Annotated in this window: 13 protein-coding genes; 5 read left to right on the forward strand and 8 right to left on the reverse strand. The window is 64.0% G+C overall.

Annotated features, from left to right (window positions below; translation table 11 throughout):
- Positions 1-113 precede the first annotated feature (113 nt).
- The 3 genes from ftsA to H6718_25405 form a co-directional block, all read right to left on the reverse strand.
- Positions 114-1,394 carry a cell division protein FtsA gene (ftsA, locus tag H6718_25395; GenBank protein ID MCB9588771.1) on the reverse strand — a complete coding sequence of 427 codons (1,281 nt, stop codon included), beginning with the start codon at positions 1,392-1,394 and terminating at the stop codon, positions 114-116.
- A 214-nt stretch (positions 1,395-1,608) separates the two neighbouring features.
- Complete coding sequence (locus H6718_25400) at positions 1,609-2,574, reverse strand: SDR family NAD(P)-dependent oxidoreductase (GenBank protein ID MCB9588772.1); 966 nt, start codon at positions 2,572-2,574, stop codon at positions 1,609-1,611.
- Positions 2,575-2,576: 2 nt separating this feature from the next.
- Positions 2,577-3,053: an SRPBCC family protein gene (locus H6718_25405; GenBank protein ID MCB9588773.1), complete on the reverse strand. Its 477-nt coding sequence runs from the start codon at positions 3,051-3,053 to the stop codon at positions 2,577-2,579.
- Between the two features lie 148 nt (positions 3,054-3,201).
- Between H6718_25405 and H6718_25410 the strand changes: the two genes are divergently transcribed.
- From H6718_25410 to H6718_25425, 4 genes are all read left to right on the forward strand, one after another.
- The gene (locus H6718_25410; protein ID MCB9588774.1) at positions 3,202-4,509 is read left to right on the forward strand and encodes an FAD-dependent oxidoreductase; all 1,308 of its coding nucleotides are present in this window, start codon (positions 3,202-3,204) and stop codon (positions 4,507-4,509) included.
- A complete protein-coding gene (locus H6718_25415; protein MCB9588775.1) occupies positions 4,506-5,312 on the forward strand; it encodes a DUF1365 domain-containing protein in 807 nt (268 codons plus the stop codon). The genes H6718_25410 and H6718_25415 overlap by 4 nt, the downstream gene beginning before the upstream one ends.
- Positions 5,313-5,355: 43 nt before the next feature.
- Entirely contained in the window at positions 5,356-6,720 is a 1,365-nt protein-coding gene (locus H6718_25420; protein ID MCB9588776.1) for a class I SAM-dependent methyltransferase, read from the forward strand.
- A gap of 83 nt (positions 6,721-6,803) precedes the next feature.
- A complete protein-coding gene (locus H6718_25425; protein ID MCB9588777.1) occupies positions 6,804-7,880 on the forward strand; it encodes a class I SAM-dependent methyltransferase in 1,077 nt (358 codons plus the stop codon).
- Positions 7,881-7,886: 6 nt separating this feature from the next.
- Here H6718_25425 and H6718_25430 read toward each other — a convergent pair whose 3' ends face one another.
- The 4 genes from H6718_25430 to H6718_25445 form a co-directional block, all read right to left on the reverse strand.
- Complete coding sequence (locus H6718_25430; GenBank protein MCB9588778.1) at positions 7,887-9,065, reverse strand: NAD(P)/FAD-dependent oxidoreductase; 1,179 nt, start codon at positions 9,063-9,065, stop codon at positions 7,887-7,889.
- Positions 9,066-9,078: 13 nt separating this feature from the next.
- A complete protein-coding gene (locus tag H6718_25435) occupies positions 9,079-9,780 on the reverse strand; it encodes a DUF1641 domain-containing protein (GenBank protein MCB9588779.1) in 702 nt (233 codons plus the stop codon).
- Positions 9,781-9,846: 66 nt separating this feature from the next.
- A complete protein-coding gene (locus H6718_25440; protein ID MCB9588780.1) occupies positions 9,847-10,887 on the reverse strand; it encodes a hypothetical protein in 1,041 nt (346 codons plus the stop codon).
- A gap of 2 nt (positions 10,888-10,889) precedes the next feature.
- Positions 10,890-11,963, reverse strand: a complete 1,074-nt coding sequence (locus tag H6718_25445) for a hypothetical protein (protein ID MCB9588781.1) — start codon at positions 11,961-11,963, stop codon at positions 10,890-10,892.
- A 533-nt stretch (positions 11,964-12,496) separates the two neighbouring features.
- On the opposite strand from H6718_25445, the gene H6718_25450 reads away from it, so the two are divergent.
- Complete coding sequence (locus tag H6718_25450) at positions 12,497-13,369, forward strand: HDOD domain-containing protein (GenBank protein ID MCB9588782.1); 873 nt, start codon at positions 12,497-12,499, stop codon at positions 13,367-13,369.
- 56 nt (positions 13,370-13,425) lie between these two features.
- Here the strand turns inward: H6718_25450 and H6718_25455 are convergent, their stop codons facing one another.
- A complete protein-coding gene (locus H6718_25455) occupies positions 13,426-14,460 on the reverse strand; it encodes a class I SAM-dependent methyltransferase (GenBank protein MCB9588783.1) in 1,035 nt (344 codons plus the stop codon).
- Positions 14,461-14,486 lie beyond the last annotated feature (26 nt).

Here is a 14,486-nt window from a genome sequence, read left to right on the forward strand (position 1 = left end):
CTCTCGCCGGCGACCCGGTGCGTAACCCCTTACTGAACCAAAACTCCCAAACTGGCCTAATAAGTGACGTCACAAAAGCTCAAACCGGCCCTTTTTCGGCCGGTTCGTGAATTCTAGAAGGCGTCCTTGAGCCAACCCCAGAAGCCCCCTTTGCGCCTCCGCATCCGCACCTCGGCGGGCTCTGGCTGCGCGGGCTCCTCGTAGTACTCCTCGTACTCGCCCCGGGCCGCCGCCTGAGCCAGCTGCAAGGCGCCGTACTGGACGAGTCCCACGCCTGTCGCGTACTGCGGCCCCTGGACCAGCTGCACGATGCCCTTCATGCCGACGGGAAACCCGAGGCGCACAGGCATGCCCAAGATCTCTTCGGCGCACTCGACCATGCCTTCCATCAGCACGGAGCCGCCCGTGAGCACCGCTCCAGAGGCTACCTGGTCGAGCAAGCCGGCGTCTTCGATGCGGCGCCGAGCCTCGCTGAAGATCTCTTCGACGCGGGGCTCGATGATGTCGCTCAACACGCGACGCGCGACGCGCCGGGGCGAGTGCCCACCCACGCCAGGCACCTCGATCTCCTCCTCATCGGCGATCATGCGGCCGAGGGCGCAGCCGTAGTTGCGCTTTAGGCGCTCCGCCTCACCCATTGGAGTACGTAACCCCGCGGCAACGTCGCTCGTCACGTTGTTGCCGCCTGCCGGAATCACGCTGGTGTGGGCGATGCCGCCGTCTGCGTACACCAACAGATCCGTGGTGCCTCCGCCCATGTCGATCACGGCGACGCCGATCTCTTTTTCGTCCTCGCTGAGCACGGCTTCGCTGGAGGCCAGCGGCTCCAACACCACGTCGGCCACGTGAAGGTTGCAGCGCTCAACGCAGCGGATCACGTTCTGCACGCAAGAAGTCGCCGCGGTGACGAGGTTCACCCGCACCTGGAGTCGAACACCGCTCATCCCGATCGGATCGCGGATCCCGTCTTGGGTATCGACGATGTATTCGCGCGGCAACGCGTGAAGGATCATGCGGTCCGCATCCACCGGGATCGCACGAGCGCCTTCGAGCACCCGGTCGAGGTCGCTGCTCATCACCTCGCGCCCGCTGATGGCACACACGCCGTCGGACATGTGGCTGCGGATGTGGCTGCCAGCGACGCCGGCGTAGACCGTGCTGATCTCGACACCGGCCATGGTCTGAGCGGCGTCGATGGCCTCGCGGATCGCGCGCACAGTCCACTCGATGTTGCTGACCACACCTTTGCGGAGACCGCGACAAGGTACGTTGCCCACCCCAAGGATGGTGATCCCGTCACTATCTACCTCGCCCACCACGGCACTCACCTTGGTGGTGCCGAGGTCGAGCCCAACGACGATCTCGGGTTGGCTGAGGCCGGTGTAGCTGCGCATGGCTTCCTTTTTTGGCTCCGGTATTCGGCTCGGACTGGTCGAAGCGCCGCGAACTTTTTGGGGGGTGAGGTACCCTGCCCAAGCGGTGGGAAACCCTTGCTTTCCCACTGTTCGAGGCTCGCTCCGACGCTGCCATGCGCGTTACTCACGGGCCAAATTTCGCGACCGCCGATGCAGGCACAAAAGCGCTGCCGCAGCAGCCACGTCGCGGCTTTCAGGTCGCAGCAGCGTGACGCTGACCCGCGGCTTTCTCACGCGCCATGAGCGACTCGCACAGCTCCCAAAGCGCGGGGCCATGGCGGTCTCCACTCCGAGTCGTGGGAAACACATGGCTGGGGGCGCGCTGGCGGTCGAACCAGAAGTGACCGCTCTCGCCACGCAAGCGCGCACAAGCCGCAAGCCACACGATGGTGTCAGCCCCTTCGGCTGGGCTACGCAGAATCGCGCGGGTGATCTGGTGAAAGCGCGGCAGGGAACTCCTCACGGCGGGCGTATCTGCCCACCCCGGGTGCATGGCCGAGCTCGTGAGCCAACTCTCGCGGGACGCCCAGAGCTCGTTGAGCACGACCTCGGCGCGTTTGGTGAGCGCGTAGGCCCGGGTCCCAGCGTAGTCCCGGGTCTTCCACTCCCAATCAGCGAGGTCGAGGGCAACCGGATACATGCCGCCGCTCGAAACGTGAATCACCCGGGGGTCGTCGGACCGGCGCAACTTCGATAACAACCCGCGGGTGAGCGCAAACGGACCGAGCACATTGGTCGCAAAGCAGAGTTCGACGCCCTCTGGTGTCTCCTCACGCGTCGCCGGGAGTACCCCGGCGTTGTTGATCAACACGTCGACCACATCCGGAGCCCGTTGAGTGACGTAGCGCTCGACGTCCGCGAGCCGCGATACGTCGAGCAGCTCGAGCTCGAAGCTCCCACTGGGTACGGCTTGCTGAAGTCGCTCACACGCGTCGCGTCCGCGGGCTGCGTTGCGACACAGGAGGACCACATGGGCACCTAACTCCCCTAACCCCCGGCAAGCCTCGAAGCCGAGCCCCGAGTTCGCGCCGGTGACGAGCACCGTGCGGCCGGCAAGGTTTACCTCGAGGTCACTCGCTAGGAAGCCTCTCGCGTGACGCTTGAAGCCGGTGCGATCGAAGTTGAAAACGACACTCCGATCCAGAAGCCAGTTCAGCATGGTCAGGCCACGGCGGGGACAGAGTCTTCGGCGCGCCGGGCGACGTCGAGATGCTCGAGGCGCTCCCTGAGGTTCGTGATGGCAGCTTTGCCGCCGGCTACGATGCGCGATCGCAAGAGCCCCTCCATCGGCCTCAGTATGCCAAGCAGCGAAATCTCCGCGCGGTAGCTGACCCGTACCCGAGATCCCCGCTGTTCCACGCGGATCTCGTCCACGGCGTTCACTCCGGAGCTAGAACCAACCAGGGTGGCGACGCGATCCGTGAGTTCGACCACGCGGTAGTCGACGTTCACCGTTCGCCCTAGCGACTTGAGCGACACCAAGAAGCGCGAGCCGACCGCGACTTCCTTCGCATCATCCAGACGCTGAACGCGCACCACGCTCGGATCCCAAGCCGGCAGGTGCGCGAAGTCCGCGACGTACCCCAACACGACTTCGGCGTCGCCGGACACTTCCAAGGATTCTTCCAACAAGATCATTTTCGCACTCCTCGGCGATGGGCTCGTCATCCCCTCAGGACGTCGGTAAGACCAGCTTTCTTAAGCCGCCAGGGGCGAGCGCTGAAATGCGCAAACACCTCGCGCTACGATTGACCGTTGCAAGAGCGGTCCTACGAGGCGGCGAGAGATGGTTGCATCGGTTTCGCCGTTACCCCCTGGACAGCGGGTTGCTGTCATCGGCAGCGGCATCGCCGGCTTGACCAGCGCCTGGCTGCTCGCGAAGCGCCACGAGGTCAGCGTCTTCGAGGCTGACGCCAGGATCGGCGGGCACACCCACACCTTCGACGTGGAGGTCGGAGGCCAAGCCTACGCGATCGATACGGGCTTCATCGTCTTCAACCACTGGATGTATCCGAACTTCATCCGCTTGCTCGACAAGCTCGGGGTGGCGTCCAAGCCCACGGATATGTGTTTTGGGGTCAACGATGAAGAGACCGGCCTCGAGTACTCGTCGCGCTATTTGAGCGGCTGGTTCGCGCAGCGCGGGCGCATCTTCGATCGGGCGCACTGGCGCACGCTCCTCGATCTGCTTCGCTTCTCCAGGGAAACACGGGCCCTCATGCCGACCCGAGATCAGCTGAGCTGGGACTACAGCCTCGGGGAGTTTCTGCGAGAGGGGCGCTACAGTCGAGATTTCGCGGAGCGCTTCATCGTTCCCATGGGGTCGGCAATCTGGTCGGCTCCGTTAACGGAGCTCGAGCACGCGTTCCCTTTTCGGCTGTTCATCGAGTTCTTCCACAACCATGGGATGTTGAACCTGCTCCACAAGCCGGTCTGGCGGGTGATTCAGGGAGGCTCCCGGAGCTACCTGGAGCCGCTGACCCGCCCATTTGCGACGCGCATTCGCACCGCCTGTCCCGTGCTGCGGGTCGAGCGACTCCGCGACGAGGTCAAGCTACTCACACACGCTGGTTGGGAGTCCTTCGATCAGCTGGTGATCGCCACCCACAGCGACCAAGCGCTGCGGCTGCTGGACTTCGATGCTCGGGACGCGGAACGCGCAGTGCTGGGCGCCATGCGCTACCAGCAGAACGACGTCGTATTGCACACCGACGAACGTCTGCTGCCGAAGAACCGCGGAGCCTGGGCGGCCTGGAACTACAGCATCCCAAAGGGCGCATTTCGCGGTGCTACGCGCCCCCGCGCGACGTTGACCTACAACATGAACCACCTGATGGGTCTAGAGGCGCCCGTCACCTTCTGCGTCACGCTGAACGGCACCGCTAGCATCGACCCGAAGCGCATCCTCGGTCGATTCGACTATGCCCATCCCGTCTACGACGCGGCGAGCGCGCGGGCGCGCCTGCGCTATTCCGAGATCGGTGGCGCGAAACATCGCACGCACTTCGCCGGGGCGTACTGGGGTTATGGCTTCCATGAGGATGGCGTGGTGAGCGCCGTGCGCGTCGGGGAGGCATTCGGGTGCCGCCTTTGAACCACACGGAAACACACAGCGCGCTCTACGTCGGTCGCGTCAGCCACCGGCGCTTCGGGCCGACTGCTCACGCCTTCGACTATGGCCTCTTCATGGCCTACCTCGATCTCGACGAGCTACCGCGGGTGCTCGACCCGATCCCCGGCTGGTCGTCGCGGCGCCCCGCGCTGGCGGAGTTTCGGCGCAGCGATCATTTCGGGGCTCCGAAGCACAGCCTGCGGTCGAGCGTCGACTCACTGCTGATGGAGCGTGGGATCGAGCCGCCGGGAGGTGCGATCCGCCTCCTCACCCACCTGCGCTACGCGGGCTTTGTCTTCAACCCCGTGAGTTTCTACTACTGCTTCCCCGAGGATAAACAGGCGAGGGAACCCGAGGTGATCATCGCCGAGGTCGACAACACGCCCTGGGGCGAGCGACATCTGTACGTGTTGCCGAAAGCGGCAGCCAAGCTGTGCGGTGACGACCTGTGCTGGGAGTTTGACAAGGCCTTTCACGTCTCCCCGTTCCTGCCGATGGATCAGCGCTACAGCTGGCGCTTCGGGGCCCCAGGGCAAGCACTCCGGGTCGCGATGACCAACCGAGGGTTCGGGGCTGATGGCGTCGAGCCCGCTCGAACCGAGCAGCGTACGTTTGCGGCGCATCTGAGCCTCGAGCGGCGACCGCTCACCACAACGCAAGCGTGGGGCGCCCTCGCGCGCTTTCCGCTGATGACCGGCAAGGTGTTTGGCGCCATCTACTGGAACGCACTCCGGCTCTGGCTGAAGGGCGCGCCGTTCTATCCACATCCGCGCGGTAACGCTTAAGAGCCCGAGCGCCCCACTTCGACTCCAACCGAGGAAGATCGCCATGAGCCAGAGTCTGCTGCTGCATAATTCAACCGCTAATCCGCTCAGCGCGCCGAACCGGGCACTTCAACGCCACTCCGAGGAACGGTCCGCGCGTCCTGGCGCCCTTGCCGCGTTTGCCAAACGCTTGCTGCTCGGTCGCCTCGTGCGCTTGGAAGTTGGCTCCGTGGTCTTGATGGATGGTCAACAAGCGCACGCCTTCGGCACGCTGCATCCGGATTTTCCGGAGCCGGTACGCGTCTCGGTTCGCTCGCCCCAAGCTTACGTCGACTTGTGCTTCGGCGGGTCGATCGGCGCTGCTGAGGCCTACGCTCGCGGGCACTGGACGTGCGCGGAACCTGCGACCCTGGCGAGGATCTTCGCGCGCAATCGCGGCGCGCTCTGGCAGCTCGACAGCGGCTTGGCGCAGCTGACGAAGCCTGCTGCGCGCCTCGCCCACGCACTCCAGCGCAACACGCTGAGTGGCAGTCGGCGAAACATCGAAGCACACTACGACCTCGGCAACGACTTCTACTCCCAGTTCCTCGACGAAACCCTCAGCTACTCCGCCGCGGTCTTCGAGTCTCCTGACCAGGCGCTGTTCGACGCCTCGGTGAACAAGCTCGAGCGAGTCTGTCGGAAGCTCGATCTGAAACCGACGGATCACCTGGTCGAGATCGGGAGCGGGTGGGGAGCGCTAGCCGTCCACGCCGCGGAGCACTTTGGATGTCGAGTCACCACGACCACGCTCAGCCGCGAACAGTACCGCCTGGCTCGCCAGCGAGTCGCGCAGGCGGGTATGGACGATCGCATCGAAGTGTTGCTGCGTGACTACCGCGACCTGCCGCTCCTGGTGGAGTCACAGGGTCGCTTCGACAAACTCGTGAGCATCGAGATGGTGGAAGCGGTGGGGCACCAGTACCTCTCCGACTACTTTCAAGTCTGCGAGCGCTTGCTCAAGCCGGACGGCTTGATGTTGATTCAAGCGATCACGATCCGGGACCAGCGCTTCGAGGCGCACAAGCACAACGTCGATTTCATCAAGCGCTACATCTTCCCAGGCAGCTGCATTCCCTCACTCACAGCGCTCTCGGAGGCCTGCTCCCGCACCGATCTGAAGCTGATTGGTCTGGAGGACATCAGCAGCCACTACGCCTTGACGCTCCGTCACTGGCGCGAGCGCTTCATGGCGCGGCGTGGGGAGATCGCAGCTTTGGGGTACGGAGAAGAGTTTCTCAGGCTCTGGGAGTGGTACCTGGCCTACTGCGAAGGCGCCTTCAGCGAGCGCTACATCGGCAACGCGCAGCTCTTGTACGAAGGCCCAATGCGTCGCTCCGACGCGCCCCTCACCCCCACGAGCGCAATCGGTCTAGGGGAGATTTCGTGAACGCGCCGTTGCCCCCCAGCGTTGGGCTGGGCGTGCTTCTGCGCCAAGCCACGCGGCGCGTGACGGAGCAAGGCTTCTCGTGGATGGAGCGCGGTCATGTACCCGACGCGATGATCCGCCTGGGGATCCGCCGCTTGCTCAAACAGCGCCTGACGCGAGAGCGCGAGGGTGGCCTCGAGCGCTTGGGGGAGCGACGCGCTGAGTGGGTCGACGTACTGAAGCAAAGCCCCGTGGCTATCCTCACGGAATTGGCAAACGCTCAACACTATGAAGTCCCGACGGAGCTGTTCCAGATCGCCCTCGGTCCCCACCTGAAGTACTCTGCGTGTGCCTTCGAGCATCCCGAGAGGCGCGAAGACTTCAGCGGCGACACCCTCGCCTCGGCCGAGCGACGCATGCTCGAGCTCTACGCCGAACGCGCGGAGCTGGTCGATGGGCAGCGGATGCTCGACCTGGGCTGCGGCTGGGGCTCCTTCTCACTCTGGGCGGCGGAGCGCTACCCTCGGAGCAAGATCGTCGGCGTCTCGAACTCGCGCACCCAGCGCGAGCACATCCTGCGCGAGGCGGCGGCGCGGGGCCTCACGAATCTCCAAGTTCTGACCCAAGACGCCAACGCACTCTCTGCTCAGGACTTCATATCCGCGGGGATCTCTCCTCGGTTCGACCGCATCGTCAGCGTCGAGATGTTCGAACACCTGCGAAACTATCGCACGCTCTTCGCGCGCCTCGCGAGTTGGCTCGATACTTCGGGCAAGCTGTTCGTCCACATCTTCGTTCACAAGGAACTCACCTACGCGTTCGAGGCTGAGCGCGCGGACGACTGGATGGGACGACACTTCTTCAGCGGGGGCTTGATGCCCAGCGAAGACTTGCTGCTGAACTTCCAGGACTCGTTGAGCCTGGAGCGACGCTGGCGCGTGAGCGGGCTGCACTACGCGAAAACAGCGCGCGCCTGGCTCACGCGGCTCGATGAGAGCGCGGAGCGCGCCCGGGAGGTCTTGGCCGCGCACTACGGGACCACGAACGACGAACCGAACGCCGAGGCCCAGCGCTGGCTCATGCGCTGGCGGGTGTTCTTCATGGCTTGCGAGGAGCTATGGGGCTACCGCGGCGGAGACGAGTGGTTCGTGGCTCACTATCGCTTCCGCCGCCGACACTAGCAGTCCTCACATGCGGCCGCGCAGCATGCCGTTCCAGTACATGCTCGGTAGGCCGTACGCCTTCAGGAGCCACATGCTGTAGCGCTCTTCGGCTTGGTCGAAGGGGAAGCTCTCCATGATTTTCCCGTCGTAGCCAAACTCCGCGAGCATCACGGTACCGCGGCCGGTAACCAGCGGACACGACGCGTAGCCGTCGTACTCCGCTTCGACCTTTTCCCCTGCGCGCTTCGCCAATAGGTTGTCGACCAGCACCGGGACTTGTTTCCGCACGGCTGCACCCGTCTTGGAGGTCGGAGCGCTCGAGCAATCTCCTGCGGACCAAACGTTGGGGAACCGCGTGTGCTGCAGCGTGTGCTTGTTCACCTCCACCCAACCGGCAGTATCCGCCAGTGCACTCTGCTTGATCACGTCTGGCGAGCTCTGAGGTGGTGTCACATGGAGCATGTCGAACTTCAGCACCTTCTCCTTGCCGTCAACCTTGAACACCGCCTCTCGTCCACGCACTTCGATCAAGTCATGACCAAACCGCGCCTCGACGTTCCGCTCGGCGACCAGCTTCTCGAGTGCGGTACGGTACTTCGCCACGCCAAAGATCGCGGCTCCCGCGGAGGCAAAGATCACGTTGGACCCATCACGCACGCCGGAACGCCGAAAGTGCTCCTCGGCCAGCCACATGATCTTCTGCGGGGCGCCCGCACACTTGATGGGCGTGGATGGGTAGGTGAAAATCGCATTCCCACCTTGGAACTCGCGCATCAGCTTCCAGGTGTACTCGACGGTTTGGTAGCTGTAGTTGGAAGTAACACCGCCCTGCCCCAGCGCGTCCTCCAAGCCCTTGACCTTTTTCCAGTCGAGTTGAATCCCCAAGGTAACGACCAAGTCGTCATAGGTGATGGTCTTGCCACCCTTCGTCACCACCCGACTGTTCTCAGGGTCGAAGCTCTTGACCCGATCACGCAGCCACTCGACCCCTTTCGGGATGTACTCTGCCTCAGGGCGCACCGACACTTCCTTGGGGAAGACGCCGCCGCCCACCAGCGTCCAGATCGGCTGGTAGTAGTGGTGCTCCGAAGGCTCGATCAGCCCAACCTTTGGCGGCTTATCGCTTGCCATCAGCCGCGCCGCGATGCTCACGCCAGCGGTGCCACCGCCGACCACCAGGACCTCAAAGTGCTCGCTAGACATATGCGCCTCTCCTTCAGCCCTGGTTCCCTGCAGGGAGTTGCTTGACCTGAGCGGTGTTCAGCGCATCACCGAGGGTGCGGCCCATGGCGACCAACATGCCCATCGCTTGCTGCACGCCCGGCTCACGCATCGCCCCGAGGGCGCCGAACAGGCCAACCGGCTTCACGCCTTGAGTGGCCGCTTGGCTCAGCGCTGCAGCCATCTTTGCGAGCAGATCCACGGCGTGGGGGCTCAACATACCGGAGTCGAAGAACGCCCCAAGCGCGTTGGCGTTGCGCGCGGCACCGAGCAACGCAACCTTGAGGTTCTTTGCCACGTCGTCCAGGAGGATGCCTTGAGCCTCTGCTGAGCGGGCGAAGTCGTCGAACATATCACCGAGCATCGCGACGAGCTGCGGTGCCTGCTCAATCTGGTCCACGAGCAGCTCGAGCCGATCCAGCATCTCCGGTTGGGTCATTCGCGCGACCAGCGCATCCAGCCGTTGACGCCCTGGGTCGTCTGCTTGGTCTGCGTGGCGAGACAGCAGACGCTCGATACGCGCGAGGCGCTCCTCAATCCGACTCAAGGCATCATTGCCTCCGCCGACTCTGACTGATGCTTCCATTGCGAAATGCTCCCCGAGCAGCGCGGCTCCTGGCATCTCGATCCCCGTGCGACCGAGATACCCCCAGTTGGCCTCGTGACACTGCTCCTGAACGGGGTGCGCGAAACGCACCCTAGGTTTAGGAAGCTAGAGCCGCGCCTCGGGAAAAAGATTCGCGACCCCGGAAACTTTTCGAGCCTATTCGGGAAGGGGTGAGCAGCTCAGCTCTGACGCTGCGCGTCGTTTCAAGCAAGCGGTCCCCGAAGCCACGTGTGGAAGGCGCGCAGCGCCGGTGGCCGCTGGATGGAGGAGCAGCCGAGTCGCTGTGTCGCACCCCAGCCCTTCCTTCATGCCGTGAGGAAACACCTTTTGTCCGTCAACCAGGTCACCAAGCCTCGAGAGGAATCCCTGAGGAATCAGAGCTAGGATCTCTCGAAAGTGGTTCACGCAGAAGTAGCGCCAGCCAACGGGGAGGCAGCCTGTACAGAGCTGCCGCAACGCACCGATCGCGAACTCTGTCTCTTGTGAGTCGCGGTGGCCACTGCCGCGTTCTCGAAAATCTTCCGCCGCCAGCACCATGGCCTCGACTGCCAGAAGTCGTTCCATCGCCCCCGCACGAACATCGCTCGCTACCTCAGGGAAACCGCGCCAGGCCAATGCGCCAACCATGGTTGCGATGCCCAGCGACTCAAGAACTGCGTGAATCTCCCGGTGCATGGCAGACCTGGGTGCGAGTTCAATGTCCGGATGGCACGTCCTGGGAAGCGCCCCGAAAGCATGGCTCTCACCGAAGAGGCGTCTGGAGTCCTCGAGCGCGAGCGGCTGCAACGCGGCGATCGGCTCTGGGATCACCGGCAGGCGGTCCTTCAGAAAATAGAGATCCTCGAGGTTCTTGTGCCAGTGGTAGATGTTGTAAACGAGCCCACACTGCTTGGTGAGGAGCAGGTACTCTGCAGGTGCGATGCGCAGAGGGCCGAGCACAGGCTCATTCCACAATGGCTCGCCGTCGAACTCACGCTGAACGCGCCCCCAGTACTCGGAGGTCGAGGAATTCGCGACCTCGACGAAAGCGTTTCCGTACTGAAACGTAAACTTCTCGTCAGCTTGTTTGACCGATACTTGGGGCAGTCGCTTTCCCAGCTCCCGAATTTCTTCAGAGGACCCAATTAGATCCCAATCCTTTGGTGGACGAAATTCTGGAAAGCGCCGCAGGATTGCTCGGCTGCCGATTAGCAGCATGCTTATGCCAGTTCGAACCCAACGGCGCGATCGAGCACTTGTTGCGTGTCCGTGCCTTCCTGAAGGACCTCAGCACCATCGATCGTGGGCACCCCCGGAACCTTGAACTGGCGGTCCTTGGGAGCGAAAAACGTGTGTACACAACTACCGTTGGCCGCGTTGCATGTCTGGTTCGATGCCTTCTTGCAGGTGGCGATCCACGAAATCGAGGACCAAGTCGCCCAAGACGGACACTTGCGGGGAGCGGTGTCGCCGTTGGAAAAGGTGATGCACTCGATCGCCCCCGGGGCACACTCGACACACCCACCCAGGTAGCAAGCTGGCTTGTTCCCCGTGCACTGCGCACTGGCGATCCAAGATCCACCGACGCAGGTCTCCGGAGTCGTGGCGTTGCCGCAGCGCTTGGGTGCCGGGTTCGGCGAAACGCACTGCAGGGCGTCCATGCCCGAACACTGGAACACGCCGCAGTCGTTGCAGTTGCCGCCGGGCGTGCCGCCCAGGGTCTTGACGCAGCCGCCGCACGCGTTCTTGACGAAGTTCGTGTCGTTGTCGTCGCAGTCGTCCCCCGGGCTCGCGGCACAGTCCTTGGACCCGTGGGTGTCGCCGTCCGTGTCCTTCGCGACGACCGCCGTACCGTTGCACTCGCAGTCGGGATCCGTGGTTCCGCACGGATTACCGCCAGTGCCAGCCGTGCCACCCGTTCCCGCGGTCCCGCCGCTCCCAGCTGAACCTGCGACCCCACCTGCACCGCCGGCCGCGCCAGTCCCACCGGCACCAGCACCGCTCGTCCCTGCACTGCCGCTCGCACCAGCAGTCGCGCCAGTGCCCGCACTTCCCGCGTTACCCGCGCTTCCTCCGTTGCCCGCGGCGCCTGCGTCGCCGCCCATGGCCCCGGTACCCCCGTTGCCGCCAGAGCCCGCTGTGCCGCCACTCCCCTCGACTCCCTGCTCGCGCGTTTCCGCGGAGCAAGCAGCTGCTAGGACGACGACTGCGCACAGCGCGCCGCCGCGCCCGAGGCGACGGCAGGTTGAGGTTGAGAGCGTGGTTGGGTTCGGCTGGTCAACACGTCGGCTCATGCGTAACACCTCGAAAGAGAAAGAAGTCTCGAGGGGAAGCCTATCACGCCCTCACGGATCCATCAGGCCCTGACGAGTTCATACGAGCTGGGATCAACTATGAGACTGCGCACGTTTTGCAGATCGTTGTTTCCCCGATGTCTCCGCGTCTCACGGTGCTGGTGGATGGTTCGCAGCGACGGAGCCCGGGCCCGACGCGCCGCTCCCCGCTCGGGCTTCCGAACCTCCCGAGGCGAATTGGTTTGGGACGCGGAAGGGTGAGTTCGGACGCCCCGAACGCATTTGCGTTGGCGGACCCGGAATATCTGGAACAGATCGCAGCCGGCGAAGACGGCAAGCTGAGTGGGCGGGTGTGGGTCTTCGAGCGGGACTCGGGAAACCCGCCACGGTGTGATTGATAGGGTGTCAATGATAGAGCGTCATTGATTCTGCGCGAAACTCTGAAAGCTACTTCAGTTCCCCACGCCGTGTCCGTTTGCCTCCCTTGAGGACTGGACCTTCCGAAATCGATTCGGGGCGCATCCAGGTAGCCAATGGACGCTGGAGTCATCCCAACCTTACCCCCGCCAACACCGGCCTGCGATGGCCTCCCTCCCGCTCTAGCCGCGGCGTTCGAAGCGCAAGTCAAGCGCGGCGAGCTGAGTGTCGCGCTGGCACGAGGCATGGCCGGAAAGATCCTCGAGGAAACACTCCACGAGGAGCCCGACTTGGCTCGCCTCGCGGAGTGGCTCGAGTCGGATCCGGGCCTCACGACCGCGACGCTGAACGCTGCAAACTCCGCGTTCTTCGGTTTGCGAATGAAGGTCCAAACCGTCGAACGCGCGCTCGCCCAGCTGGGCAGCGTGCGCGCGCGCGAAGTGTTGCTGCTCGCGCTGAGTCGCGCCGCGATGTTCACCGTGCGCGAATTCAAACAGGAGATGCTCGCGCTGAGGGAGCACTCGGTGGCCACCGGGATCTGGTCGCGCGCCATCGCAGCCCACCTGGGTCAACCTCCTGCGACCGCCTTCGCGTGTGGCCTGCTCCACGAAGTCGGCAGACCGGTTGCGCTGCAAGAGCTGTCCACCCTGTCACGCCTGAGTCGCGTGAAGTTGAACCGGGCCACGCTCTGGCAGACTGCAGCGAGTTACCGGGATCAAGTCGGTCTGGTGCTCGTGCGCAGCTGGGCAGACGTCGATTTGCTAGAGACCGTCCAAGGCACGACTCACCGCGCGATCCCGCGTACCGTTGCCTTTGCGAAGCGCATCGCCGCCCTAGACTTCGGCTGGGGCGACACGTGTCCAGTTCCAGAGACGTCAGCGGAACTCGCCGCCGAGGCAAACCTCGGCGGGCTCCTGCTCACGGAGGACCACGCCGCCGCGCTGCTCTCGATGCGCGAGCGGGCCCTCAGTCAAGTCCAGACGCTGTAGTCGCTGACCTGTTTCGCGAAGGCTCGTTCGCCGAAACGCTAGGGTTTGACGAAACGCTAGGGTTTGACAAAGCGCAGTGTCATGCGGTCGCTCTCGCCGATCGCGGTGTACTGCTCGCGATCTTTGTCTCCAAGGCGCAGCGTGGGAGGCAACGTCCACACCCCTTCAGGATGTTCGGTCGTGTCCTTGGGGTTCGCGTTGATTTCCGACTTCTTGGACAACTTGAAGCCCGCCGCCTGCGCGCGCTCAACCACGAACGCCTCGGGCAGGTAGCCCTGCTTGGTGCTCTCGTCAGGGTTGGCGTCCGCCTTCGCGCGGTGCTGCACCACGCCGAGCACTCCGCCCTTCTTCAGGCTCTTGAAGATCTGCTGTAGCCAGACGTCCACTTGGCCATCGCGGTGCCAGCCGTGCATGCCCCGGACCACCAGGACCATATCGAGTTCTCCGTCGAGCTTGAGATCCGGAGCCTTGCTGTCCACGATGATCGGCTGAACTTTGCCGTAGACCTCTGGCGCTTTCTTGAGGAAACGCTGGGTGCGCTGCGCGTACATCGTACCGCGAACCGTACGCGGCCCTGCGGGATCCCCGCTGGTGACGTAGAGCATCCCGGAAGTCGCGAGCGTGGGGGCAAGCACCTCCGTGTACCAACCCTCACCCGGGCCATACTCCAAGACCTTCATCCCGGGTTTCACCCCAAAGAACGCAAGCGTTTCCGCGGGGTGACGGGCGGCGTCGCGCTCCGCGTGTCCGGGGGTCCGATGCCCTCCCTTGAGCACGGCCTTGAGCGCCACACTGAGGTTCGCGTACTTCGTCTCGGCGAGCTTCTTCGCCTCAGCGCGCAGCTCTGGGGTCCAGCGCTTGTCTTCGGCGTCCGCGCTCGCCTCCATCTCGGCGAAGTCCTTCACCAGCTTCTGTGCGGCGAGCTCCTCTTTGGTCGGCTCCGCCGGGGGAGCTGGCGCCTCTTCAACCGGCTCGACGGCTACCGGCGCCTCCGCGATGGGCGCTTCAGGCTCTACAGGTTCGGGCGGGGGAGAACCGCCGCACGCAACACCCAAAGCCACCAAACCGAAAGACCAGAACTGACGTCGCATCTGGGTTCTTTCACCGGGAAAGCACC

It is taken from the genome of Polyangiaceae bacterium, assembly GCA_020633205.1.
Classification (GTDB): Bacteria; Myxococcota_A; Polyangia; order Polyangiales; family Polyangiaceae; genus JAHBVY01.